26 protein-coding genes and 1 pseudogene are annotated in these 25280 nt (G+C 59.7%); 9 read left to right on the top strand and 18 right to left on the bottom strand.

The window, feature by feature from the left end:
- Nucleotides 1-47: 47 nt before the first annotated feature.
- Both NA8A_RS22165 and NA8A_RS22160 read left to right on the top strand, forming a co-directional pair.
- Nucleotides 48-1505 (top strand): multicopper oxidase family protein, encoded by a 1458-nt coding sequence (locus NA8A_RS22165; RefSeq protein ID WP_009452661.1) that lies wholly within the window; start codon nucleotides 48-50, stop codon nucleotides 1503-1505.
- Nucleotides 1506-1646: 141 nt separating this feature from the next.
- On the top strand, nucleotides 1647-2132 hold the full coding sequence (locus NA8A_RS22160) for a cytochrome b (RefSeq protein WP_009452660.1): 486 nt from the start codon (nucleotides 1647-1649) through the stop codon (nucleotides 2130-2132).
- Between the two features lie 49 nt (nucleotides 2133-2181).
- On the opposite strand, the gene mntR is transcribed toward NA8A_RS22160, so the two are convergent.
- Nucleotides 2182-2622: a manganese-binding transcriptional regulator MntR gene (mntR, locus tag NA8A_RS22155; RefSeq protein WP_009452659.1), complete on the bottom strand. Its 441-nt coding sequence runs from the start codon at nucleotides 2620-2622 to the stop codon at nucleotides 2182-2184.
- Between the two features lie 184 nt (nucleotides 2623-2806).
- Between mntR and NA8A_RS22150 the strand changes: the two genes are divergently transcribed.
- Both NA8A_RS22150 and NA8A_RS22145 read left to right on the top strand, forming a co-directional pair.
- On the top strand, nucleotides 2807-4093 hold the full coding sequence (locus NA8A_RS22150) for an Nramp family divalent metal transporter (protein WP_009452658.1): 1287 nt from the start codon (nucleotides 2807-2809) through the stop codon (nucleotides 4091-4093).
- A gap of 136 nt (nucleotides 4094-4229) precedes the next feature.
- The gene (locus NA8A_RS22145) at nucleotides 4230-5147 is read left to right on the top strand and encodes a cation diffusion facilitator family transporter (protein WP_009452657.1); all 918 of its coding nucleotides are present in this window, start codon (nucleotides 4230-4232) and stop codon (nucleotides 5145-5147) included.
- Nucleotides 5148-5177: 30 nt separating this feature from the next.
- On the opposite strand, the gene NA8A_RS22140 is transcribed toward NA8A_RS22145, so the two are convergent.
- Nucleotides 5178-5915, bottom strand: coding sequence for a cytochrome c biogenesis CcdA family protein (locus NA8A_RS22140; RefSeq protein ID WP_009452656.1), 738 nt, complete (start codon nucleotides 5913-5915; stop codon nucleotides 5178-5180).
- Between the two features lie 137 nt (nucleotides 5916-6052).
- Here NA8A_RS22140 and NA8A_RS22135 point away from each other — a divergent pair, with 137 nt between their 5' ends.
- Nucleotides 6053-6751: a heparan-alpha-glucosaminide N-acetyltransferase gene (locus tag NA8A_RS22135; RefSeq protein WP_009452655.1), complete on the top strand. Its 699-nt coding sequence runs from the start codon at nucleotides 6053-6055 to the stop codon at nucleotides 6749-6751.
- A gap of 90 nt (nucleotides 6752-6841) precedes the next feature.
- Here the strand turns inward: NA8A_RS22135 and cydX are convergent, their stop codons facing one another.
- The 14 genes from cydX to NA8A_RS22065 all read right to left on the bottom strand — a co-directional run bounded on the left by cydX (nucleotide 6842) and on the right by NA8A_RS22065 (nucleotide 21300).
- Nucleotides 6842-6940: a cytochrome bd-I oxidase subunit CydX gene (gene cydX, locus NA8A_RS24785; RefSeq protein WP_009452654.1), complete on the bottom strand. Its 99-nt coding sequence runs from the start codon at nucleotides 6938-6940 to the stop codon at nucleotides 6842-6844.
- A gap of 75 nt (nucleotides 6941-7015) precedes the next feature.
- Entirely contained in the window at nucleotides 7016-8173 is a 1158-nt protein-coding gene (gene cydB, locus NA8A_RS22125) for a cytochrome d ubiquinol oxidase subunit II (protein ID WP_009452653.1), read from the bottom strand.
- 5 nt (nucleotides 8174-8178) lie between these two features.
- Nucleotides 8179-9756: a cytochrome ubiquinol oxidase subunit I gene (locus tag NA8A_RS22120; protein ID WP_009452652.1), complete on the bottom strand. Its 1578-nt coding sequence runs from the start codon at nucleotides 9754-9756 to the stop codon at nucleotides 8179-8181.
- Nucleotides 9757-9777: 21 nt separating this feature from the next.
- The gene (gene cydC / locus NA8A_RS22115; protein ID WP_009452651.1) at nucleotides 9778-11469 is read right to left on the bottom strand and encodes a thiol reductant ABC exporter subunit CydC; all 1692 of its coding nucleotides are present in this window, start codon (nucleotides 11467-11469) and stop codon (nucleotides 9778-9780) included.
- On the bottom strand, nucleotides 11466-13220 hold the full coding sequence (gene cydD, locus NA8A_RS22110; RefSeq protein ID WP_009452650.1) for a thiol reductant ABC exporter subunit CydD: 1755 nt from the start codon (nucleotides 13218-13220) through the stop codon (nucleotides 11466-11468). The genes cydC and cydD overlap by 4 nt, the downstream gene beginning before the upstream one ends.
- Nucleotides 13217-13789: a GbsR/MarR family transcriptional regulator gene (locus tag NA8A_RS22105; protein ID WP_009452649.1), complete on the bottom strand. Its 573-nt coding sequence runs from the start codon at nucleotides 13787-13789 to the stop codon at nucleotides 13217-13219. The genes cydD and NA8A_RS22105 overlap by 4 nt, the downstream gene beginning before the upstream one ends.
- Nucleotides 13790-14020: 231 nt before the next feature.
- Nucleotides 14021-15076, bottom strand: coding sequence for a flavin-containing monooxygenase (locus tag NA8A_RS22100; protein ID WP_009452648.1), 1056 nt, complete (start codon nucleotides 15074-15076; stop codon nucleotides 14021-14023).
- The gene (locus NA8A_RS22095) at nucleotides 15076-15651 is read right to left on the bottom strand and encodes a L,D-transpeptidase (protein ID WP_009452647.1); all 576 of its coding nucleotides are present in this window, start codon (nucleotides 15649-15651) and stop codon (nucleotides 15076-15078) included. Before NA8A_RS22095 ends, NA8A_RS22100 begins: the two co-directional genes overlap by 1 nt.
- A complete protein-coding gene (locus tag NA8A_RS22090) occupies nucleotides 15635-16501 on the bottom strand; it encodes a peptidylprolyl isomerase (protein WP_009452646.1) in 867 nt (288 codons plus the stop codon). Before NA8A_RS22090 ends, NA8A_RS22095 begins: the two co-directional genes overlap by 17 nt.
- 12 nt (nucleotides 16502-16513) lie before the next feature.
- A complete protein-coding gene (locus NA8A_RS22085) occupies nucleotides 16514-17146 on the bottom strand; it encodes a DsbA family protein (protein ID WP_009452645.1) in 633 nt (210 codons plus the stop codon).
- Between the two features lie 74 nt (nucleotides 17147-17220).
- A complete protein-coding gene (locus NA8A_RS22080; RefSeq protein ID WP_035029365.1) occupies nucleotides 17221-17907 on the bottom strand; it encodes a L,D-transpeptidase in 687 nt (228 codons plus the stop codon).
- Between the two features lie 485 nt (nucleotides 17908-18392).
- Nucleotides 18393-19400, bottom strand: coding sequence for a L,D-transpeptidase family protein (locus NA8A_RS22075; protein WP_240532841.1), 1008 nt, complete (start codon nucleotides 19398-19400; stop codon nucleotides 18393-18395).
- A 588-nt stretch (nucleotides 19401-19988) separates the two neighbouring features.
- Nucleotides 19989-20639, bottom strand: coding sequence for a transglutaminase-like cysteine peptidase (locus NA8A_RS22070; RefSeq protein ID WP_035029367.1), 651 nt, complete (start codon nucleotides 20637-20639; stop codon nucleotides 19989-19991).
- Nucleotides 20640-20790: 151 nt separating this feature from the next.
- Nucleotides 20791-21300: a copper chaperone PCu(A)C gene (locus tag NA8A_RS22065; RefSeq protein ID WP_009452640.1), complete on the bottom strand. Its 510-nt coding sequence runs from the start codon at nucleotides 21298-21300 to the stop codon at nucleotides 20791-20793.
- Nucleotides 21301-21455: 155 nt separating this feature from the next.
- On the opposite strand from NA8A_RS22065, the gene NA8A_RS22060 reads away from it, so the two are divergent.
- Entirely contained in the window at nucleotides 21456-21869 is a 414-nt protein-coding gene (locus NA8A_RS22060; RefSeq protein ID WP_035029533.1) for a MerR family transcriptional regulator, read from the top strand.
- A 3-nt stretch (nucleotides 21870-21872) separates the two neighbouring features.
- On the opposite strand, the gene NA8A_RS22055 is transcribed toward NA8A_RS22060, so the two are convergent.
- Complete coding sequence (locus tag NA8A_RS22055; protein ID WP_009452638.1) at nucleotides 21873-22370, bottom strand: hypothetical protein; 498 nt, start codon at nucleotides 22368-22370, stop codon at nucleotides 21873-21875.
- 203 nt (nucleotides 22371-22573) lie between these two features.
- Between NA8A_RS22055 and NA8A_RS22050 the strand changes: the two genes are divergently transcribed.
- Nucleotides 22574-22780 (top strand): heavy-metal-associated domain-containing protein, encoded by a 207-nt coding sequence (locus tag NA8A_RS22050; protein ID WP_009452637.1) that lies wholly within the window; start codon nucleotides 22574-22576, stop codon nucleotides 22778-22780.
- A 99-nt stretch (nucleotides 22781-22879) separates the two neighbouring features.
- Entirely contained in the window at nucleotides 22880-23353 is a 474-nt protein-coding gene (gene lspA, locus NA8A_RS22045; protein ID WP_009452636.1) for a signal peptidase II, read from the top strand.
- Nucleotides 23354-23441: 88 nt separating this feature from the next.
- Here lspA and NA8A_RS22040 read toward each other — a convergent pair.
- A protein-coding gene (locus NA8A_RS22040) for an IS3 family transposase (protein ID WP_086006188.1) occupies nucleotides 23442-24793 on the bottom strand; the annotation gives its coding sequence in 2 pieces (ribosomal slippage) (nucleotides 23442-24457 and nucleotides 24457-24793; 1353 coding nt in all).
- An 85-nt stretch (nucleotides 24794-24878) separates the two neighbouring features.
- Here NA8A_RS22040 and NA8A_RS24780 point away from each other — a divergent pair.
- Nucleotides 24879-25280 (top strand): annotated as a pseudogene (locus NA8A_RS24780) (hypothetical protein); the annotation flags it as partial.

Raw genomic sequence — 25280 nt, 5'->3', positions numbered from 1 at the left:
TTCAATTCAGAGACGGGGAGCCGGACGGCTTCCCCTTGGAGACTATCATGACCATGATGTCCAGACGCGGCTTTCTCGCCGCGAGCGCCGCTGCACTTGCGGCAACTTCCTTCACCCGGCCGGGCTTCGCGCAAGCGCCGGCCACCCGCCTACGGGCCGCGTCCCGCGTTCTCGATATCGACGGACGCGCCGCGACCGTATGGGGCCTTGAGGGGCCATCGGGACAGGGTCTCGTGCTCGACCCCGGCCAGCGCTTCCGCGTCGACCTTACCAACGATCTGCCGGAGGCCACGCTGATCCACTGGCACGGACAGATCCCGCCCAACGAACAGGACGGCGTTCCGGATATGCCCATGCCCAAGCTGGCGCCCGGCGAGACCCGCGGTTACGATTTTGCCACCATTCCCGGCACCTACTGGATGCACGCCCACATCCCCTTGCACGAAATGCGCCTTCTGGCCGCCCCGCTCATCGTCCGCAGCGAGGCGGACGCCAGCGCCGACCGGCAGGAGGTGGTGATGTTCCTGCACGATTTCGCCTTCAAGTCGCCGGCCGAAGTCATGGAGGAAATCACCCAAGGTCATCCGCCTTCCGGCCAGAGCGACATGGATGACGGCGGCATGAACCATGAGATGATGCAAGGGATGCAGGGCGATAGCGGCATGGCCGTGAACGGAATGGCCGGCATGGAGATGGACCTGAACGATTATGACTGGGACGCCTATCTGACAAATGACCGGACGCTTTCCGATCCCGACGTCATCCGCGTCGAGCGCAATGGCCACGTGCGGCTGCGCATCGTGAACGCGGCCGCGGCCACGGTGTTCTGGATCGACACCGGGCAGGTCGAGGCGCGGCTGGTCGCGGTCGACGGCCAAGGCGTCCAGCCCCTGACCGGCTCGCGGTTCGGCATCGCGATGGGGCAGAGGCTCGATCTCGAGCTCGATCTCGACAGTACGGGCACCTGGCCAATCCTCGCGCTGCGCGAAGGCGCGCGGGAGAGAACAGGCCTCGTCCTTGCCGCCCCGGGGGCGGCAGTTCCCCGGCTGTCCGCGCTGGCCGATGAAGAGGCCCCCGCCTTCGACACCGACCTGTCGCAGGAAACGCGTCTCGTCGCGCTGGTGCCGCTGCCGGAACGCGAGACGCAGCGCAGCCCCATGGTCATGCTGGGCGGCACGATGCAGCCCTATCGCTGGACCATCGACGGCAGGGTCTGGGGCGAGCACAATCCCGTCACCGCGCGCTCGGGCGAGCGGGTCGAGATCATGTTCCACAACATGTCGATGATGGGCCATCCGATGCACCTGCACGGCCACACATTCCAGGTCGTCGGCGTGAACGGCCAGCGCATCTCGGGCGCGCGGCGCGACACGGTCTATGTGCCGCCGATGGCGATGATCACGATTGCGTTCGACGCCGGCGAGGCGGCGCGCTGGATGCTGCACTGCCATCATATGCCGCATCTGGAAACCGGCATGATGACCGAGTTCGCGGTCTCGGCCTGAAACACCGGGCGGGGCGCTTTCGTGCCCCGCCCGAGACTTGCAATCGCACGATTGATCGCGTCTCGGCCGGAACCCGGCGCCGAATATGCGATCGCGCTTTCCGTTCATTCGATTTCAACGCGTTTTCGCTAGAACCCGACTATGAAACCCGGCTACTCGCTCATTCAGATTGTCCTGCACTGGCTCGTCGCGGCCCTCGTGCTCGTCCAGTACCAGACGGGCGGAAGCATCGGGCGGACGCACGACGCCGTGCATGCCGGACTTCAGCCGGACCCGACCGACCTGCTGCTTCACTCGGTGCACAACTGGTCCGGAATGGCGATCGGGGGGCTCATGGTGCTGCGGCTGTTCCTGCGGTGGCGCTCTCATGGGATCGTGCCGGATCTGAAGCGGGAAAGCCCCACGGCGGCGGCGGCCCGGCTCCTTCACCTGGGCTTCTACGCCGTGCTCCTGGGACAGGCAGCCATCGGCTTCATCGCGAGCTACGTCACTTTCTCCATCGCGCCGCTTCACGTCTTCGGTGCGAATCTGATTCTTGCGATGCTCGTCCTTCATATCGGCGCGGCAATCATTCATGCCGTGATGCGTGACAGCGTCTTAATCCGCATCCTTCGCCCGCGAGGTTGAGGCAGGCTGTCCCGGAGGCTTGCGGTTGGCTGGAGGGTGTGACGCAAAGCTAAAGTTCGGCCACTCCCAGGAACTTCTCGAACGCTGCCAGAGTGTGTTCCGACACGTGATGCTCGATGCCTTCGCCGTCAATCTCCGCTGTTTCCTCCGGCACTCCGAGGGCAACCAGGAACTGAACGACGATGAGGTGGCGTGACCGCACCCGGTCGGCAAGCTGCTTGCCTTCCTCGGTCAGGAAGATTCCGCGATAGGGACGCGACGTCGCCAAACCTTGCCGTTTCAGTCTCGCGACGGCCTTGGTTGCGGTAGGTTGCGCCACGCCCATTCGCGCGGCGATGTCAGCAATTCTCGCCTCTCCATTGATTTCAATCAGGTCGCCGATCATCTCGACGTAGTCTTCGATAAGCGCGCTTGCCTGACATTCCCGGACATGTGCGAAGCGGCGTGCGTGCTGGGCCGGACGGGGCGGTGAGTTGTTGGGCTTAGTCATCTGTACCAGTTATTCGCGTGCTCGGAGAGATGGGCGCAAGGCTCAAAGTTAGCCAAGGGTATAATTGTTTCCGCGAATTAGCAAACGGACCGCCCGGACCATGCATCGCACTTATCATTACCCTATTGCACATAATATAGCATAGGCTATAAATCCAGTTGCAACCGCATCAGGATATACCCTCATGTACGATACAGAGCGCACGCGCCACGGGATGGCTGCGGTACTATCCGGTGAGCGGCGCGGCTTTACCAGCCGCCTCCTTTTTGTCGGACCGGCAGTGATCGCCTCAATCGCCTATGTCGATCCGGGCAATTTCGCAACCAACATCCAGGCCGGCGCCGGCTATGGGTACCAGTTGCTCTGGGTCGTGCTTCTGGCAAACCTTATCGCCATGCTTTTCCAGGCATTGTCCGCCCGCCTCGGCATCGTGACAGGCAAGAACCTTGCCGAAATGTCGCGTGACAGGTTCCCGGCGCCAGTGGTGTGGGTGATGTGGGCGATCAGCGAAGTGGCGGCCATGGCGACGGATCTGGCGGAGTTTCTCGGTGGCGCCATCGGTCTGGCGCTGCTCTTCGACCTTCCCATATTCTGGGGCATGTGGGTCACGGCCATAGTGACGTATGGCATCCTGATCTTCGAGAAGCATGGTTTCAGGCCGATGGAACTTATCATCGGCTCGATGGTCGCGATCATCGGCCTTTGTTACCTTATCGAACTGGTGATAGCCCCTGTCGACTGGACAGAGGCCGCCACAGGTCTGATCACGCCACAGCTTCCGGACGCAGCTGCATTGACCATCGCAGTGGGAATCATCGGCGCTACGGTGATGCCGCACGCCATCTACCTGCATTCGAGCCTCACTCAGTCCCGCGTCCGGATCCGGGACGAGAATGATCGCCGCAAGGTACTGCGTTACTCCAACATTGAGGTTGTGGTTGCCCTCGCCATCGCAGGCATGGTGAATATGGCGATGGTTATCATGGCCGCAAGCGCCTTTCATCAAGGCAACAGCGACGTCGCCGAGATCGAGACCGCCTACCATATGCTGACACCCCTGCTCGGTACTGCAGCCGCTTCCGTGTTTCTCGTTTCCCTGATTACCTCGGGCGTTTCGAGTTCCGTGGTCGGCACCATGGCGGGCCAAACAATCATGCAGGGCTTTCTGCATTTCCATGTCCCGATATGGCTCCGACGCCTCGTGACAATGCTGCCCGCCTTTGTGGTCGTTGCCATGGGAGTCAATCCGACCCAGGCATTGGTGATGAGCCAGGTCGTTTTGTCGATTGCCCTACCCGTGCCGATGATCGCTTTGATCATTTTCACCTCGCGACGGGATCTGATGGGTAGTTACGCCATGCGGCCGGCCACGAAATGGCTTGCGTTCGTCGGCGCCACGATCGTTCTCGCACTTAATTTTACATTGCTTGCGAGTGTTTTTGGCATCCGCGTTCCGTTTCTGACGGTCTAAGAGACCGCATAGAATTCAGTAGGACGAGTCTGCGCGCGGAACGTTCGCGTTATATACAGTTCAGATGAGTATCATCCCCGGTTGAAGCCGAATTTAACTTCCAACCGGAAGTGAGACCCTGGAGGGGACCTGGAGAATGAATTCGCAAATCCACGGGGCGAATGACGGGCATGATCACGGAACGGCAGTGGCAGCCGGCAATGAGCGGCGTATTCGGCTCGTCTTCATCTTCACTGCCGGTTACGCCGCTGTGCAGGCAATCGGCGGTTGGCTCTCCGGTTCGCTCGCACTGATCGCGGACTCCGGTCACATGGTGTCGGACGCGGCAGCACTACTTCTTGCGCTCATTGCCTATCGGGTAGCGAGGCGGCCTCCGGACAATAGCCGGACCTACGGATTCCACCGCGTGCGCGTCCTTGCCGCGCTCGCAAACGGGGCGAGTCTGCTTCTTCTGGTTGCCTGGATCGCGTGGGAAGCTGTTGGCCGGATCAACCAGCCTATCGAAATTCTCGCGGGTCCCATGCTCATTGTCGCAACTATAGGGTTACTGGTCAATCTGGGGGGAGCCTGGATTCTCGTGCGCGGCTCCCAAGGTGATAGTAACCTTCGCGGAGCCTTCCTCCATGTCGTCGGCGATCTACTGGGATCTGTGGGAGCCATCGCTGCCGCCATCGGCATTATGCTGACGGGTTGGACGGTGCTCGATCCGATCCTTTCGGTTCTGGTGGCGCTGCTTGTCGTTCGTTCAGCCTGGACTCTGGTGAGCGAGTCGATCCGGGTGCTTCTGCAGGCGGTGCCTCGCGGGCTGGATGCCCGCAACGTTGAACTGGAACTCAGCAAGTTGCCGCTCGTCGAGGAGGCAGGGCACTTTCACGCGTGGACGCTGACGGACGACACTGTAGTCGCGACGGTCCATGTCACGCCGGCAATGGATGGCGATCCGCTTCAGTTGCCGTCTGTAATAACGGCCTGGCTGAAGGAGCGCTACGCGATCGATCATGTGACCGTTCAGGTCGATCCCCGCGGAGCCCTTCGTCGATCCGGGCCGGTCTAAACTTTCGAGGTTCGCGCGATTGACAGATTTTCAGCCTATTGACCCGAAAACCGGAAACTTCTCCAGCAGCCAGAATGCGAACCAGGTCATGTAGCCGCTCACCATGGCAAGGCCCATGATGATCATGATGACGCCAGCGGTCACCTGCAGCGCTCGCCCGGTCTTACGTAGGCTGGGAAGGAATGCAATCAGTCGATCTGTGAAAAGCGCGGCCAGAAAGAAAGGTATTCCCAGCCCGAGAGAGTAGAGAGCCAGGAGCGCGACACCATCCAGTGCCGTTGCCGACACAGCGCTGACTGTCAGTATCGCTCCGAGAATAGGGCCGATGCAAGGCGTCCAGCCGAACGCAAATGCCAGACCAAGCAGATATGCGCCTGTCGGCCCGCCCGTTAACAGGCTGCCGTGGTAGCGGACGTCCCTTTGCAGCATGGGCAGCCGCAGAAGCCCGGTGGTGAAAAGGCCGAAGATTGTGACAATGACACCGCCGATGATGCCGGCTTCGTAACTGTAGGCGCGAAGCGACTGGCCAAGGGCGGTGGCTCCAGCTCCCAGTACGACGAACACCGTCGAGAAACCAAGGATGAAACATATACTCAGCCAGGCGACGGACATTTTGTTGTCCGGATCGCTGCGTTCAGCCCGGGTGGAGTTGCCGGCTATAAACGACACATAGCCCGGCACCAGCGGAAGCACGCAGGGCGACAGGAAGGAAATGGCACCGGCAGCGATCGCCGCCACCACGCCGATATTTGAGATCTCGAATTCCATGCCCGCGTATACAAGCTCATCCCGCTAGAGGGTCAATGCGCTGAAGCAGCGACATCTTGACCCTCTAGCGGGATGAGCTCTTACAAAATGTTTTTGCGGAGAGGAGAAGCGATATCGAGACAATAGCCCGTGTTTATATGGTCGATGCGTGGCGCGGTCTGGCAATTGCCGGCGTAGTGCTGTTCCACTTTGTGTGGGACCTCGAATTTACTGGTTTCATTTCAGGTGTCGCATACCATCCACTCTGGCTCGGCTTTGGGCGTGTTCTAGCCGGAAGCTTCATGATGCTGGTCGGGATCAGCCTTGCCTTATCCTCTCGCTCTCCGTTCCGGCCGAGTGCCTATCTGCGTCGCCTTGCGAAAATTGGCGTCGCGGCCGCGGCCATTACACTGGTTACATGGTATGCCTTTCCAGCAACGTTCATTTACTTTGGCATCTTGCATGCGATTGCCGTTGCGACCTTAGTTGGTACATTATTCCAGCGCACGCCTTGGTGGCTAAGTCTTGCTTTTGGCCTTGCCATGCTGGCGGCTCCTTCCTTATGGCAGTCGGAACTCTTTGACACACGATGGCTTGCCTGGATCGGATTTGCGCAAAGCGTTCCGCCGAGCAACGATTTCGTGCCGATCTTCCCGTGGGTTGGCATTACTTTCATCGGTATGTCCGGCGCAAAAGTTCTGGTCGACAAAGGGAAAGAATACGCGCTCGACCGCCTCGTGCCGGTCGGTCGGCCCGGCAACGCGCTGGCCTGTATGGGCCGGCACAGTTTGACAATTTACCTGCTGCACCAGCCGATCATGTTGGGCATCATTATACCGCTTGCTAGATATCTCTAGGTTGTGCGCTTTCGCACTGCGCATATTTCCTCATAATTCCGCCGGGACTTAATCGGCGCTGACTGGTAAAGTCGTTCAAGACGATGCATCCTATTTCTCATTGTCTTCCATCAATTCGTACCACATGGCGTTAAGGACGGCGAAGGCAGCGGCGAGCGGCAGGCCGAGCAGCCAGGCGAAATACCACATGATGGTTCTCCTTTCTTTTGCTTGCGTATCGGGTTCAACCGAAAATCGGTTTCCCGCTTTTCGGCCCGATGCGCCTCAATAGGCGTGGCCGGAGCCGTCGATGATCTGCTTTTCGTCCACCTTCCCCCACAGCACGCGGTAGACCCACGTGGTGTAGAGCGCGATGATCGGCAGAAAGATTCCTGTCGAGAGCAGCATGATGAACAGCGTCAGGTGGCTGGACGAGGCGTCCCAGACAGTGAGGCTGGAGCGCGGGTCTATCGAGGAGGGTAGGATGAAAGGAAACATCGCCAGACCGACAGTGGCGATGATTCCGAGCACCGACAGGCCGCTCGACAGCAGCGTCAGCAATTCGCGGCGCAGAGCCAGGAACCCCAGCGCCAGCAGCGCGCCGGCAAAGCCGAGGGCGGGTGCGGCAATCATCCATGGATGGGCGGTGTAGTTGGTGAACCAGAAACCGGCACCCTGCTCGACCGTCTTGGTGAGCGGGTTGGATGGGCCGTCGGTGACGACCTCCGAGACGAAACGGAAACCATCGATGCCGGTTGCGACCCAAAGGCCACCGAGCGCGAACAAAATGATCGTGCCCGTCGCGGCGAATGTGCCGAAGCGACGGGCGCGGTCGGCGACTGCGCCGCTGGTCTTGAGCACCAGCCACGACGCGCCGTGCATCGTCAGCATGACGACGGAGAGCAGGCCGCAGAGCAGCGCGAACGGGTTGAGCAGTTCGAACAGGGTGGTGCCGTCATAGAAGATGCGCAGATCGGGACCGAGCCGGAAAGGCACGCCCTGAAGCACGTTGCCGACGGCGATGCCGAAGATAAGCGCCGGCACGATCCCGCCCACGAAGAGCGCCCAGTCCCAGCCGTCACGCCAGCGCTGGCTGTCGCGCTTCGACCGGTACTTGAAGCCGACCGGGCGCAGGATGAGAGCGGCGAGGATGGCGAACATCGCGAGATAGAAGCCGGAGAAAGACACCGCATAGAGCGGCGGCCATGCGGCGAAGATCGCGCCGCCGCCGAGGATGAGCCAGACCTGATTGCCTTCCCAGACCGGGCCGACGGCGTTGATGACGACGCGGCGCTCCATATCGGTGCGTGCCACGAAGGGCAGCAACGTCTGGGTGCCGAGGTCGAAGCCGTCCATCACAGCGAAGCCGATGATGAGGATGCCCAGCAGCATCCACCAGATCAGGCGCAGGGTCTCGTAGTCGATGAGTTCGTGCAGGATCATGATGGTCACTCCGCGGGTTTGAGCGCTTCGGCCAGGAGTTTCTGCTCCGGCTCGTGGTCTTCTTCGGGGCCTTTGCGGATCGCGGCGAGCATCAGCGTCATCTCGATGATGAACAGCACGGTGTAGATGGCCGCGAAGCCGGCGATGGTGAACAGCACTGTCGTCGCGCCCAGATCGGAGACGGCGGCGGCCGTTGGCAGAACGCCCTCGATCACCCATGGCTGGCGCCCGACCTCGGCGACGATCCACCCCGCCTCGGCTGCAATCCACGGCAGCGGGATCGAGAAGACGGCGACTTTCAACAGCCACGGATAGCGATCGAGCTGGTGGCGCGCCGACAGGTAGAAGAAGGTGGCCGTGAGGACGATGAAGAACATCCCGAGCCCGACCATGATCCGGAAGGACCAGAACAACGTCGGAACATTGGGAACCGTATCCCACGCAGCCTGGGTGATCTGTTCATCCGTCGCCTCGCGCGGGTCATCGAGGTAGGGCCGCAACAGCAGCGCGTAGCCGAGATAGTGGCCGGTATCCTCAAAACGGTCAGCGACGTCGGCGGGTATGGCCGCGCTGCTGCCGGCCTCTCGGATCGACTGGAGTGCATCAAAAGCCATGATGCCCTGCCGGATCCGCATCTCGGCCAGTTCGACTAGTTCGTGGATACCGGGAATTTCCGTTGTCAGCGAGCGGGTGCCAATCAGGCCCATGACCCATGGAACCTGGACGGAGTAATAAGTCTTACGCTCGGCCTGATCGGGCAGGCCGACGATTGTGAAGGCGGCCGGGGCCGGCTCAGTGTGCCACATCGCCTCGATGGCCGCGAGCTTCATCTTCTGGTGTTCGGTGGAGAGATACCCGCTTTCGTCGCCCAGCACCACGACCGATAGCGACGAGGCCAGTCCGAACGAAGCCGCGACGGTCATCGAGCGCTTGGCGAGCGCGATGTGTCGGCCCTTCAGCAGATACCACGCCGAGACGCCCAGAACGAAAATGGATGCAACGACATAGCCCGCCGACACGGTGTGAACGAACTTGGCCTGCGCAACGGGGTTGAAAAGTACGGCGTAGAAGTCCTCCACCTCCATGCGCATGGTCTGCGGGTTGAAGACGGATCCGACCGGGTTCTGCATCCATCCGTTAGCAATGAGGATCCACAGGGCGGAAAAGTTGGAGCCGAGCGCCACGGCCCATGTCGCGGCGAGGTGTCCGAGCTTCGACAGCTTGTCCCATCCGAAGAAGAACAGGCCGACGAAGGTGGCTTCAAGGAAGAAGGCCATCAGGCCTTCGATGGCCAGCGGCGCGCCGAATATATCGCCGACATAGTGGCTGTAGTAGCTCCAGTTCATGCCGAACTGGAACTCCATCACGATGCCGGTGGCGACACCGAGCACGAAGTTGATACCGAACAGGGTGCCCCAGAACTTGGTCATCTGGCGCCATATGTCACGGCCGGTCATGACGTAGACCGTCTCCATTATCGCCATCAGGATCGACAGGCCGATGGTGAGCGGCACGAAAAGGAAGTGGTACAGCGCGGTGATGGCGAATTGCAGTCGCGACAGGTCGACGATGTTCAGTTCCATTTCTGGCTCCGGTGGGTCATGTCAATCGGGCCTCAGCTGGCTGAGTTCCATGTCAAAGGCGGGTGTGCCGCGGGCAACGTCGGCGGCGATGCGGCCGTCACGCAGCACGAGGATACGGTCGGCAAGCGACGCCTCGCGGCGTGTGTGGGTGGCGACGACCAGGATGCGGCCGGTGGCGCGTTCATCGAGGCGCGCGACCACGTCACGTGCAGTGTTACCGTCGAGGCCTTCTGTCGGCTCGTCGAGCAGCCAGAGGGCCGCATCGCGCAACAGCAGGCGAGCAAGCGCCAGACGGCGCGCCTGACCAGCGGAAAGCCCGGCACCGCCCTCGCCGAGTATCGTGTCGAGACCGCCGGGCAGAGATGCGACATAGCTTGCCAGACCCGCAGCTTCGAGCGCCGCTATCATTTCGGTATCGGATGCGCCGGGGCGGGCGAGCGCGAGATTGCCACGCAGCGTGTCGCGGAAAAGCTCAGTGCGCTGGGTGAGCAGGCCACAGGGATGGACAGTGAGATTGCCGCTTGAAGCGTTCAGTTCTCCGGCTAACAGCGATAGAAGCGTGGATTTGCCAACTCCGCTCGCACCCACCAGTGCGATGCGTTCGCCGGGGCGGATGGCGACGGAAATGTCGGACAGGACCGAACGCGCCGCGCCGGGATGGCCGACGCTTACAGACTCCAGCCTGATCGCCATGCCATGTGCTGCGGAACGGCCGAGCTTAGGTGGGTCTGAGCGGTTCGTCAGGCGCGGGCCGAGGCGCGTTGCCGCCTGAAGTGTGCGGCCGAACTCGACCGCGCCGCGGCGCAGGAGCGCGAAGGGTTCCAGGCTGGCAAGCGCCAGCAGCACGGCAAAAGTGGCGATTGGTACGCCGATGGTGCCGGCTTCGGCAAGGAAGGCGGCTGCAAGCAAGACGCCGGCGAGCAGGGCTGCGGATAGAATGCCGAGACCGAAGCCCGCACCGGCCTCGGCACGATTAAGCGCGCGGTCGGCTTGGGCCAGACGAATGTCTGCGGCTTCGATGGCACGAACCTGCGCGCCAAGACGATTCGTCATGGCAAGGTCGGCCTGTCCCCGCACGAGGTCGATGGAGCGCGACCGCAGGGCCTCTAACGCGTGGGCGCGGAGGCGGGCGAATGCTGCAGCGCGGCGAGAGGCGAGAAACGGAATACCAAGGCCCGCGGCCAGCAGGACGATGGCGGAGGAAAGGCCGAGCAAGGGGTGGACGAAAACGAGCGCGGCTGCGATGGCCAGGGCTGCGCCGGCTGCGACGAGCACGGGCGCCAGCACCCGCAGGTAAAGCGAATCGAGGGCGTCGATATCGATGGTGAGCCGAAACAGGAGCCGTGACGGGTTGGCGGCCAGACCACGTGCTGCGTCGGCACGGGCGAACCCGCGAAACACGTGCTCGCGCAGGTGAGCCAGCACGCCTAGCGTGGCGTCGTGGGTGACAAGCCTTTCGCCGTAGCGCGAGGCGGTGCGGCCTATGGCAAGAAGGCGGATGCCGGCGGACGGCATGAACACGTCGAAAGTGAGCGCCGTGATGAGAGTGAGGCCTGCGATCGACGTTGCGGCGATGAACCAGCCGGACAGCCCGAGCAAAGCAATGCCGGCAAGTGCTGTGGTGAAAGACAGCAGGGTGCCATAGACGAGCATGCGGCGGTCACCGGCCCAGAACAGGGCGAGCACGGGGCGTAGGGCGGAGAGACGGCTCATGCCAGAACCTCAAGCTGCGCAGGAGCGGGCAGCATGACCACGCGGTCCATGCGGGCCGCAAGCGCGGGATCGTGGGTGGCGACGACCAGTGTTGTCCCTTCCGCGATGGCCAGCAGGCGGTCGGTAATTTCAGTGGCTGTGACAGAATCGAGATGAGCGGTCGGCTCGTCCACAAGGATCAGGCCGGGCCGGATGCCCACAGCCGCACGCGCTAGCGCCAGCCGCAAAGTCTCGCCGCCCGACAGGCCGGCTCCGTTCTCGCCGATCATCGCATGGCCACGTTGCGCGGCAAGGTGTGCGATATGGGCGGCTTCCGTGGCGTGGGCGACGTCCCTCCTGCCGATGCCTGGTCGCCCGAGTGTGATGTTGCTGCGGAGCGTGCCGGAAAAGATATGCGGGGGCTGGCCGAGCCATGCGATGCGAGCACGCAGGTGAGCGGCACTGGCATGGTTCATCGGTTCGCCGCCAAGCCGGACGATGCCGTTATCGGGCGACGAAAGGCCCGCGACAAGCGCCAGCAAGGTGGATTTTCCGCCACCGCTAGGGGCCATCACCGCGACATGTTCGCCGGGGTCGATGGATAGGGCGAAATCGCTTAAGGTCGCGTTCGCCGATTCGGCATGGCGGAAGGTGAGGCCGTCGATCCACACCGAAAGTGCACCGGAGACTTCGACGGCTGTACTTTCCGGGCCGCCAACGATTTTCGTTCCGCCCCGCGTAATGCGGTCGAGCGCCTCCAGTCCTGCTTGCCCGGCGGCGCGGTCGTGCCAGACGGACGAGAGATCACGTAGCGGCTCGAAGAAGGCGGGCGCGAGCAGCAGGACGAAGAGACCCTGCGCCAGCGTCAGCTTTCCGCCCCAAGCACCGAAGTTCAGTTCTCCCAGAAAATGAAACCCGACATAGACCGCCACCAGCGCCACGCCGAGCGCAGCGAACAGTTCCAGAACCGCCGACGACAGGAACGCGACGCGTAGCACCGCCATGGTGGAGGTTCGCAGTTCTTCTGCGTTTGCGCGCAGCCGGAGGGCGGTACTATCCACCGCATCGAAGGCGCGGATGGTGGCGAGTCCGCGCAGCCGATCGAGAAGGAAGGCGTTCATGTTACCCATACGGGTAAGCTGCCTTTCGCTGGCCGCTTTCGCCTGCCAGCCGATCAGCGCCATAAAGATGGGTATGACGGGCGCTGCCATCAGCAAGGCGAGGGCGGCGACCCACGAAAAGACGAATACGAAGCCTAGAATGATCGGTGGTACAACAGCGGCGCTGATGCGCAGCGGCTGAAACCTTGCCAGATAGGGAACGATGGCGTCGGCCTGCTCGGTGAGCGTGCTGGCGACGAGGCCGGAGGAAGGCCGTAAGGCATCGAGGGGAGAACGTGTCGCAACGGCGGCGGCGGCGCGCGCGCGCATGGTAGAGAGGTGGGCGCGGGCGGCATCATAGGCGCGGGTGGCGCCGGCACGCTCGAGCGCTGCGCGCAGAATACCGATGACGAAGACGCAGAGAGCCGGCAGTATCGCCGCCTGCGCAGGTGCGCCATCGGCGATGTTTCCAATGGCGAAGGCGATAGCTGCCGCCTGCGGTATCCACAGAAGCGAGGCGGATATCTGAAGGGCTGCGGCGAAACGGGGCAGGTCAGGCCGCGTCGTCGACGCAGGTGGAGAGGCGGCGCGGACGGACGGATCATCACCGGCATCGCTGGCGGCGCACGCCGTGATTGTGGCCTGCGCGCTAGTGTTCCCCGAAACGCTCATGGGCGGTCCGCTTTTCTGCGCCCGCGCCCTATCGAGATGATCCTGTCGCGTTTACCCAGAAACCGCGTGACCTTCGAGCCGAGCGACAGCAGCGATGCGAGCCGTCCGGCATCGAGTTTCTTGACGTCGTCGTACCAGTTGGTCACCTGTTCGATCAGACCGTGCATCTCCGAAAGGCGCGCGCGGGCATAGCGCTCGTCGTCATTGGCGGGTTCTAGCATGAGAAGGTCGCGCAACACCGACAGGGTTGGATCGACCTCTCGCTTCTTGCGCTCCTCTGCGAGCGTGCGGAAAATCTGCCAGACATCGTCGGGGGCGGTGAAGAAATCACGCCGGTCGCCGGGAACATGCTTCAGGATGACGAGATTCCACGCCTGAAGCTCGCGAAGGCTCATCGAGACGTTGGACCGCGAAATGCCGAGCGCCTCGACGATGGCGTCGGCGCAGAGTGGTTTCGGCGAGACGTAGAGCAGTGCATAAATCTGCCCGACAGTACGGTTGATGCCCCAGCGGTTGCCCATTTCGCCGAAATGCAAGACGAAGGCCTGAATAGTTGGGGAGAGGTTCATAGTATGCAACTTCATGAATTTCAGAAATTTCTGAAATGAATGTAAGTTAACATGCGAAGCGGATCAACCGCCAAGCGGATGCGCGAGGCGGTTTGTCACGGGTGCGACGCTATACTGATGTTTGGAAAGCTTCGGCCTCGAAACCGTGCCGTCGTGCGGCACCTACGCTGTCACCAAACCATTCTTGTCGTATATTGGACGATGACTACATCGTGAATCGACGAGGTGTCGCTACGCCTGCACGTGATCAGTTCTCAGTTTCCTGATCACTGACGCGGCATCAGGGCCTGCACCCATGATCAGAGCGGAAGAGCGATTGCGCTGCCATGGCCTCCCCAGGAAGTAGAGGCCCTTAACCGGAGACACGCCTTCTGAGTGGACGAAGCCGGTCTTGGCATGGACTGCGTCTTCGATGTCCACCCATTCGGTTTCGTCGCGATAGCCAACAGCCCAGATCACCGTACGGACCTGAGCGAGTTTGCCGTCTGAAAACTTCACGACATCTGCTTCCGCCCCCACAAGCCGGCTCATGAGCCGGATACCGAGCTTCTGCAATGCCTCGTCTCGCAAACCCCTGTCCGGGAAAGCGTCGGTTTTTCTGACTATGCGGCCCCGGAAAGATGTTGCCGGTGCTTCCAATGCGCCAATAAGGTTGAGCCACCACCAAATCGACTTTCCCAGAATGTGTTCCGGTAGAAGCTTTCGCGGTTTGCCGGCGGAGAGCAGGACGGGTTGGCGCTTCCTGGATTCAATCGCTATGTCGCGTCCGCTTGCTCCATCTCCGACTACCAGAACGGGCCCATCGGGCAACTGGTTGCAGTTGCGGAATGTTGCCGCCGTCAACTGCAGGACCTCGTAACCCAACTCCGCTGAGATGGGGGGAACGATCGGAACCTGAAATGCTCCGGTGGCGATTATTACTTCGGTTGCAGAGATGATATCGCCATTTGAGAGCATCGCTTCGAAACCGTCGGCAGACTTGGCCAGACGCGACACGTGTGCCCCGAGTTTGACCGGAAGCTCAAAGTGCCGGACATAAGATTCCAGATACTCGGCGAACTCGTCGCGATCGGCGTAGCCGTCCCGGTTGCCCGGAATCTGCATTCCCGGCAACACACTGAACTGACGGGTGGTGAACAAAGTCAGGCTGTCATATCGGTTACGCCAGACATCGCCAACGCGGTTGCTCCCGTCAACGATGATGTAAGATAGGCCGGCCCTGCGCAGGTGGTAGCCTGCGGCAAGACCGGCCTGGCCAGCCCCGATGACGAGGATGTGCCGGTTCATCACACCACCACGACGCGCGTACCTATGGGCGTTAACTCATAGAGTTCCCGGACGTGATCATTGAGCATGCGGATGCATCCGTTGGAAACCGCCTTGCCGATCGTCCACGGCTCGTTGGTTCCATGAATGCGGTAATATGTGTCGCGTCCGTTTCGATAGAGGTAGAGCGCTCGCGCACCGAGGGGGTTATTCGGGCCACCCGGAACGCCGCCTGCGTGTCTTGCATAACGTTGCGGGTCTCGCTTGATCATGTTCGGTGTGGGGCGCCATGAAGGCCACTTGGCCTTGCGCTCGATAATTGCGCTGCCCTTGAACGCCAGCCCGGCTTTACCCACCCCTATCCCGTAGCGGCGTGCCAGCGTAGGGCTTTCCAGGAGGTACAGAAACCGCTCACGCGGCGCGACGATGATGGTACCGACAGGCTCCGTGAAATTGTGTCTGACCCGTTGGGGCAGAAATCGCTGCTCGATTTTGACAGGTCGAGCATTTGCGAAAGCGCTGACCGGCGTGAGAGAACCCGCAGCGGCAGCCAGAAGGCCAAAGCCGAACGCCCGACGGTCAATGGTCATGGCCATCATCCTCCTGCGGAGCCCTAACATCCGGCACGAGCTTCTCGACCTTTGCTATGGCCCGCAACTCAGCTGAAATCCGACGTTCTTCGGCAGCCTTCAGAGATTGACGGATTTGCGGTTCGACCAACTCGAAGGCGGGTGGCGGCCTATCGCGGCTCTCCTCGAGCTTGATGACGTGAAACCCGAATGGAGACCGCACCGGCTCGTTGGTGTAGTCGCCTGTCTTCAGCCTTTTGGCCGCCTCATCGACTTCCGGTACTGTCTGCCCCTCGGGGACGAAGCCCAAATCTCCGCCGTTTACTTTCGACACGGCATCGAGGGAACTCTTGGCGGCAAGATCGGCGAAGGAGGTACCTTCTCCGAGAGCAGTGATGATCTGCTTCGCCTCGTCTTCAGATGCCACCAGGATATGGCGCAGCCGTCGCTCGGTAACCACCGGTATCGAAGCGACCTGCTGATCGTAGATTTGGCGGATAGCGTCTTCGGTAACGGCTTCAGCGGCCTTCTGCTCCATGAAATTGGCCCGCAGTGTCTGCTGTTCAAAGAACTGCATCTGGCGCTTGTATTCGTCCTGATCTGCGATACCTGCTTTCTTCGCTGCGTCGGAGATGATCCGCATTTCGATCAGCGTATCGACGATAACAGAGAGTTTGGCATCGTCTGGCATGGTCCCGAGTTGGGAATCATACATCTCCTGAGCCACCGCGACGTCTGCACGTGTTATGTCGCTACCGTTCACGCGGGCGACAACGTCTTCCGGCTGTGCGAATGCCGAACTACATGCTGTGGTCATCAGAAGAGCCAGGGCGATCCGACGCAGGCTTCTTGAAGAATTGGAAAATAAGATTGTCATCTGATGGCGTCCCTACTGGCCCGACGCTGCAAGCAGCGGATCGATGGTGTCGCTGAACTGCGCGACGCTCAGAGCACCCTTGTACATTTTGCCATTGATGAAGAAAGTAGGGGTGGAATCGACGCCAAAGCCGCGCCCAACTTCTGCAACCGCTTGCACCTGCTGCATCAGTTCCTCATTCTGAAGGCATGCTTCGAACGCGGCTTCGTCCATGCCGGTCATGCCCATGACAGATTTCATGGCGCCTGTTCCGTCTGAGGCGCGGGCCCATGTCTCCTGGGTTCGATAAAGAAGGTCGAGGGTCGGATACCACTTTTCGTCGCCCGCGCACCGCGCCAGCATGAAGCCGGCGGTGGAGCGCGGGTCGAACGGGAATTCGCGCATGATGAAGCGCACCTTTCCGGTATCGACATATTTCTCCTTCAGGCCGGGCCAGACGTCGATATGGAATGTTCTGCAATGCGGACAAGTCAGAGACGCGTATTCGATGATAGTTACAGGTGCATCGTCGGTGCCGAATGTCTTGTCCGGCAGGGCTCCTGGCACGAGAAGCTCCTGCTCGGTTGGCTGTGCAAATGCCAGTGGCGATGCAGCGCAAGCCAGCGCCATGGCTGAAGTGCAGATGAGAAAATTGCGACGTTTCATGGGTGAATCCTTTTGAAAGCCGGAGGCTACAAGCTCTGCCCGCTAGAGGTTCAAGTGATTTTTCGTGCTGACATCTAAGCTGTCGAACCGCCCCGAACGATCACGGGTGCCGGCGTCGAAACACGATTGTAGAGGTCGATGATGTCCTGGTTGATCAGTCGGACGCATCCGCTGGATACGGCTTTGCCGATGGTCCAGTATTCTGGCGAGCCGTGAATTCGGTAAAGTGTGTCCACACCATCCTGGAAAATATAGAGAGCGCGTGCACCGAGCGGGTTGTTAAGCCCTGGATCCATGCCGCCATTGGCTGCGCTGTATTTCTCAAGTTCTGGTTGTCGCGCAATCATTTCCTCAGGAGGAGTCCACCGCGGCCAGCGCCGCTTGTACTGAATGACGCCAGACCCTGACCATGTAAAACCCTGACGTCCCAACCCTACGCCGTAGCGCATCGCCTTCCCATCGGGCAGCACGAGATAGAGATGGAATGCGGAGGTGTCGACGACAATCGTCCCAGGCCGTTCGCCGGTCGGATCGTTGACGAGTTGACGATAGTAGCGACGCTTCACCTTGCTTAAATCGACAGCAGGGATTGGGTAATCTTCCTCCGGCATCGCCCCATACATCCGGGCATATCCGACATCTACAGCGGGTTTTTCGGGTTCGGGAGTGGCTGGCGCAACCTGGATTGTCGCACAGCCTGGTAGAGCCACAGTTGCTGTCGCAGCCGCAGCCACAGTGAGAAGTTTGCGACGTGATAGCATCACGTCTTGATAATTCGAGCTCAAAGCTTCGCTCCTTATAGCTGACAATATCGCCGCGATTAGCGGTCGTACTGAAGGGCGAAGTGCGATACATTGCTCGACGGTCAAAGGCTTGCCCGCCGTCGTATTCACACCCCTTGCGTCTTGCTATCGGGGAGGTCGGAGTAAGCCGGAAACGCCGGCTGACTCCAAGCGGAACTCGCCAAAATCCCTGCATGGTTCGACAGTTGTTGGCACCGAGGGATATGCGGTGTAGGCCATCAGTTTGGCGCAATGATCGTGACAGGATGAAGGGAGGGGTTCCGGTGCGGGATTGTTGTCGTCGACCGCAGAGATTTCGGAGCTTTCTCCAGTATTTATGAAGAGATCTGATGAAACCAGGCTGCGACCGTCTGTTGCCGGTGCCGCGATGGACGCTGCAGCGCTCAAATGCAGGGTCAACAACAGGGCGACCAGCAGTGACAGAAAACCACGCAACATGTCCGTTACTCGTCCGGAGAATGCGGGTCCGCGAGCGCTGCGTCGGGCCGACTGACGGGCACAGAAGACCGCGGCGATGTTCGCTTCGCAAGCGCATCCTGACCATTCCGTTTCAGTAGCCTGCGAAAGCTCGGATGCATCCCACCGTCTACGTAAGAATGAGCTGACAGCGCACTCCCGCTCGAAACCAGCATGTCTGCCTGTCGTAAATCGGTTTGCGTACGATCGGCTATCGCCGGATGAGACTGGTTGACGGCCGGTGGACAGGCAGCAAGTGGATTGCGCGGCTCGCCGGCCTCAAACTCTGTGTCCACGACATATCGACCGCCGCAATGCGAAATCCTGGGCTGGCGACGCGTTACCTCGAAGCTGTCGTAGCCGCGCTTCAGGTCGGTCCAGAACGCAAAGTTGGGGTCATCACGATGCTTCGCCATATTTTGCGGCGTCATGCGGAAGGGAAAAGCCTGAACCTGAAAGGACTGTTGGCTGCCCTTCAAAGCCTCGCGCGCGACGGCGTAGATCTCGGCGACCCCATCATCGGTTAGCGCATAGCATCCCGAGGAGGTGCAGGCGCCGTGCACCATCAGGGCGTCGCCCGAATACCCCAGTGCCGCTTCAAGCCGGTTCGGATAGCCGAGATTGAAAGACAGGTAATATTGGGAGGTGGGGTTCAGCATTCCCGCATTGACGTGGTAAAAGCCTTCCGGCGCCTGACGGTCGCCTTCACGGGTCTTCGGGCCGAGTTTCCCGGACCATCGGCACATCGGGTATGTTTTCAGGAGAGCATATTTGCCGGTGCGATCCTGCTTCCATATTTCCAGCTCGCTCTCCTGTTTGAAAATGCGAACAAGGATCGGCGAAGAGGGAGACATCGACTTTCTCGACATCTCGGCGACCAGCAAGGCCGGAATAGGCTGGGAAGCCTTGTTGTCGACATCCAGCACACTCGAGACGCAACCGCTGAGTGAAATGGCAAGAAGGCCGACGGACATTGCTTTTAACGCGTAGAACATGAAACAGAACCAGATCCGAGCCTCGGAGCGGCAGAGAACACCATCCTTATTCTGTTGCTAGCATAGTTAACGGCCGGTTGCGTCTGACGAATTCGCGAGCGACACATCACCGCATCGACCCTCCTGTTGCTCGCGTCAGTTGGGGTTTAAAGGGAGCAACCCTGCTTGCGGGCCTGAAGATAATTTAGAACGGTGAAGAGATTGGACCATCTGACTAGTGCAGAAACGCTGCGAATCACACGCCGCCGATCAAAAATGAACATGGTCGTGCTTCTGGGGCTCGTCCTTTTCATTGCCGCGGTGTTCAGCTTCAGCCTGTATCATATTCAGGCCGAGACGCGCCTTCCCGCAGCGGTATCGACGCCAGAATAACATCTGTATCACACGGCCTTGAATGGCCGGCTCCATTCTGCTGTGAAACAATGGACCGCAGTCTCGGGAGACAGCGGTCCAGTTCATGTCGCTTTTCATATTTTCCTTCTTCGCCGCGGGTGCCGCCGCCTACTCCGTTCTGACGCTGGTTTTCGCGCTGGTATGTGTGGGCCTCGGCCATAACACCATGGAGATGATCTACGGAGGCTTCGCGGTTTACCTGTTCACGCTCGTGGCAGCGGTTGAAGGCGCATGGTTGTTACCGGAAGATATAAGAAATTCTTCGTCGGTGCGTAGGCTTACCCACTGGTTGAGGTTCCGCTGGGACTGACGCTTCAGGAAGTAAATCTTCGCATCGCTCCAAAGCAGTACTTTCTGTTCGAGATTGTCGAGGATGAAGTCACCCAGAGATGTCACGACCGTGAGTACCGCATGGCCGCCGCCTTTGGCATCTCGTGCGGTGGTGAGCAGCAGTGCGCCCAGCGGATAGCCGATTTCGTTTAGACGCTGGCGTTTGAGAAGTGCGTAATCTTCGCAATCTGCTGCGCTCGTCGGGTATTCCCAGAACTCCTCAACGCCGTAGATTTCCATATCTGTCAAGGCTGGAATGCTATTCACTTCAGCATTGATGCGGACGATGTTGCTCCATGCGGAGCGTGTGAGTTCGACCATCGTCCCTCCCGCCCGGCGCGCGCATCGATCCTTGTAACGCTGACAATAATCATAATAGCCATACGGCATTGAGGTCGTCCCGAACGTCCGCATGTTGGGACGATCGGCTTGTGTTGGGTTGTAATGCGCCGCACTTGCCACCGCTGCCGAGCAAAGCATGAGAAAGGCAATTGCCGTGCCCCAGATAGTCCTCATTGTCCTGTCTCCCCGACTGTTGATGGAGAGAATCTACGCAGCACTGGGAAAAATCAAATAAAATCAATATGATAAATTAAATTCAAATACCTCGAAAATCTGCCTGTGTTATTTAGTCTTGTGTTTACCGACCGGCTTCGGTCATCGAGTGTCACTCGGATGGAGTATCTTGTTCGCCATGACGGTGGTGGGTCAGCTCGCTCCTGTCCTGCACAATTTTTGCGTTTACCGTGATGGAGCCGCTGCGTTCGAACCGTAATGTGAGCGGCATGGTGTTCGGCTGAAGCGGATTGGCGACAAATCCGTCAAGCGCCAGATGAACTCCCGGTTCCACCATCTTGAGCTCGGCATGGGCAGGAATCGTCAGGACGTTATTCATTCGCTCACGACGGCCGAAGGTATTTCTGAAGACCGTGACGCCGGTAAAGCTGTCGCTTTCAACACCGATCAGGTTTTCTGAGGAGGTCGTCCCGTTCCATATTGTCAGATACATCGTCCGCAACGACGTATTTGAAGAAGAGATGAGCACCTCGGCATGCTCGATCTGGAGCATTTTCACCGAATTCTCGTGCGAGACCAGGATTTCCCGTGCGCTGCCTTCAACGGTGATGCTGGGCACCGCGACCACGGCCAAGAGGAGAAGATGTAATTTTGGCTTCATGAGTCTCTGTCCGAATGACGTTCACGATACAGGTGCGGGTTGAGTGAAAGTGATCACAAATTGTTCAACTGGGAGGACCATTTGTCGTGTTGCAGGAAGATAGGGATAGCATGTCTCTGGAGGGAGAGAGAAACTTGGAGCAAGGAGTGTTAGCTTTGCTGACGATCGGAGAGCTGTCGAAGCAGACCGGGGTAAAGGTGCCGACTATACGGTACTACGAGGAAATGGGCTTGATGAAACCCGCAGACCGGACGGAGGGCAACCAGCGCCGGTTCGAAACGTCGGACCGGGAGCGCCTGGCGTTCATCAAGCATGCGCGCGACCTCGGCTTTACTATTGAGGCTATCCGCGAACTCCTCGATCTTAGCGCTCATCCGGAACGCCCGTGCAAGGATGCCGACCAGATTGCCGCACGCCAGCTGAAGATGGTTCGTGACAAGATCGGCCGACTTCAGCAGCTCGAGCGCGAACTCACCCGGATGGTCGGCACCTGTCACGACGGCCATATGAAGGATTGCTACGTCATCAGATCGCTCGCCAATCACGATCTCTGCATGACCGAACACTGACGGTCAGATTTGCGTGCCCGCATCGAAGCTGCAGTAATAGGTAGTGCGGTCCATTTCGGCGGCGATCGTGGGAACGTCATGTAGCGTAACGGAAAGCACTGAGCCGTCGCGGCTCTGCTCGATCCATCCGCTTACGACTTGGGCCGGATGATCGTCGGGCACCAGCTCAAACGTCGTCTTGTCGCCTCTCGTTTGCAGATTGCGAAGCTCTCCGGTGTCGTAGTCGCCTTCGGCCGAAAATGTCGTTTCCATCCTGGTTTTACTAAGGAACAGGTAGAACTCCATCTCCGAGCCGAAAGGCGCGCGTCCCCAGTACCATGCTTCTGCCTTTTCGACGGAGGGTCGCACGCGGGCCGATAGACTGCGACAATCGGCTCCGCTGGGGGCCGTGTTGCCGGGATGGAGCAAGAAGACGCCGGTGGGCATGGCTATCGCCGCGCCTTCCGCCACAAGGACGATAGCAATACCGGCCAACTGAGATCGAAGCCGCAGAGAGAGCATGAGGACGTTCCTGACCGTCTAGATTACACCCGCATATCGCCCGAAGGCACGGAAAGACGAGCAAGCTTGAAAACGCCAATTCTCCAGAGGCGTCAAGTCAGGCAGAAAATCTGAGGTATGGCTATTGACCCTCTAGCTACCAGAGATGCCAGCTTGGTCACCATCCTCATACAGAGGAAATATCAGTGACAGCGGGAGTATCAATGATCATTGAATTCAAGATTGAGGGCATGGATTGCGCACGCTGTGTCGACAAGATCGAGTCAGCAGTGCGCGCACTGCCTAGCGTTGAGGCTGCCAAGGTTTCGCTCATCGACAATAGTGCGCTTGTCAAGCTCAATCCCTCGAAGACATCGCAGGACGCTGTCTTCAAGGCGGTGGAGAGCTTGGGCTACAACGTATCGCGATGAGCACGCTTGAACTTGTGAGCAGCCGCATGGAAAGCGCCCCCAATATCAAGGAGGCCACGCATCATTCGCGAACTCAGCCGAAGGAGAAACGATTTAGGTATGATCCGTCTTGGCCTTCTTGCAGCGATTTCGTGGTTTGTCGTCGACCAAGCTACGAAATGGTGGATCGTGAACCATGTTATGGTCCCGCCGCGCGTCATTCCGGTCACCGACTTTTTCAACATCATCCTGGGACGAAATACGGGTGTGAGCTTTGGGCTTCTTGGCGGCATGTCGCAATGGTTGTTGGTCGCCCTCGCTTCGGCTGTGCTCGTTATGCTCCTGATCTGGATGTCGCAAGCGACGTCGCGCATAGTCGTGCTTGCCTTGGGTTTAATCGCGGGCGGAGCGATTGGAAACATAGTCGACCGACTGCGCCTTGGCGGAGTAACGGACTTTCTGGACCTCTACCTTGGTGAATGGCACTGGCCAGCTTTTAACATGGCAGATGTCGGCATCGTGTGCGGCGCAGGGCTCCTTCTCGCCGAGAGCGTCATTTTCGGAAAGGCGCAAGCTTCAGGCGATAGGGCATGATGTCCGGCTGATGCTGTCCGTCGTCAGATGCTTTGGCCCAGATTGGTGTCGGGATTAGCGGAGAGTTTGGCTCGTCGTTGCATTGATGTTAAGCGGCGATGCTGCGGTGCAGCAAGCGCCGATGTTGGATGGTTTTGCGTTTGATCCTTTCTCGGTGTTTGATGATGGCCGCGGCCCTTCCGAAGTAGGCGTCGGCTGGTGTCACATTGTTGAGGCTTTCGTGATAGCGCCGATGGTTGTAGTGCTCGACGAAGGCCTCGATCTGGCTTTCGAGATCACCGGGCAGGAAGTAATTTTCGAGCAGGATGCGGTTCTTGAGCGTCTGATGCCATCGCTCGATCTTGCCCTGTGTCTGGGGATGCATGGGGGCGCCGCGAACATGGTCCATGCCATTGGCATGGATGTAATCCGCCAGATCCTGAGCGATGTAACTGGGCCCATTGTCGCTCAGCAGGCGCGGACGATGCAGCACATGGGCCTGATCGCAGCCTGAAGCGGCCAATGCCATGTCCAGCGTGTCGGTGACGTCCTGGGCCCGCATGGTCGAGCACAGTTTCCAGGCGATGATGTAGCGGGAGTAATCGTCCAGAACCGTGGACAGGTACATCCAGCCCCAGCCGATGATCTTGAAGTAAGTAAAATCGGTCTGCCACATCTGGTTGGGACGACTGGTCCTGGTGTGGAACTCATTGGCCGCCTTGATCACCACATGGGCGGGGCTGGTGATCAGATCATGGGCCTTGAGAAGCCGGTAAACGCTGGCTTCCGAGATGAAGTAGCTCTTTTCATCGGTGAAGCGCACCGCCAGTTCGCGCGGGCTCAGCTCGGAGTGTTCCAGCGCCATCTCGATAATCTGGTCATGGATATCGGATGGGATACGGTTCCACACCCGGCTGGGCGCAGAGGATCGATCTTCCAGTGCCTCGGGGCCGCCATTGGAAAAGCGATCATACCAGCGATAGAAGGTCCGGCGAGGAATGCCCAGCCGGTCCAGCGTCTGCCTGGTGGGCAGGTGCGATTGTTCGACCAACCGGATGATCTCGAGCTTTTCGGAAGCGGGATATCTCATTCCTGGTCTTCCCCATCCCCCAGCATGCTTTTTTTGAGCAGGCGGTTTTCCAGGGTCAGGTCGGCCACGCATTCTTTCAGAGCGCTCGCCTCTCGACGCAGGTCTTTGACCTCGTCACTGGTCGCCGCACGCGCTGTATCACCGGCCAGGCGACGCTTGCCGGCCTCCATGAACTCCTTGGACCAGGTGTAATAAAGGCTCTGGGCAATGCCCTCGCGGCGGCACAGCTCGGCAATGCTGTCCTCCCCGCGCAGTCCATCGAGCACAATCCGGATCTTGTCCTCGGCAGAAAAATGCCGCCGGGTCGCTCGGCGGATATCCTTGACCACCTGCGCGGTGGGCTTCTTCGTCTTCGTGGTTTTCGTCGTCATTCTGGGTCTTTCGTCCTTCAGACGAGACCAGAACTCTCCTTAAATCTCAAACCCAATTCTGGGACATAGGGGCTGACGGCGGACACGGCTGATGCCACCGTCCTATGTGAAGCCTTACATGAAGCGCCGGAAGACAAACGCCGCGGATGCGGCCGCCATCTGTGATAGCCGTAACGCGTCCCTCGATGCGGTTTGTCGCCATCAAGAGCGAAGCCTTCTCATCGGTTCTGGTTCTTCACCGCACGTGAAACTTTCTGGTTCGCCAACGCGCGCAGATCGGCAACACCATCCGAGCCCACATGACGGAGTTCGGTATCATAGCGACGAAGGGCGTACAGAACGTCGATCGATTGGAGGAGCACCTGGATCGGCTGCCGGAAATGGCCCGGAAGCCCGTGAACCTGCTTTTCGATCAGTTCGCCGAGACGGATACCAAGTTTGCCGTCCAAAGAGGCAGAGGATTGGTCTTCGGAGAGCTCATTTCTGG

Source organism: Nitratireductor indicus C115 (assembly GCF_000300515.1).
In the GTDB taxonomy this organism is placed as follows: domain Bacteria; phylum Pseudomonadota; class Alphaproteobacteria; order Rhizobiales; family Rhizobiaceae; genus Nitratireductor; species Nitratireductor indicus.
The sequence above is the reverse complement of the archived record's forward strand: the minus strand, read 5'-3'. Positions and strand labels throughout refer to the sequence as shown.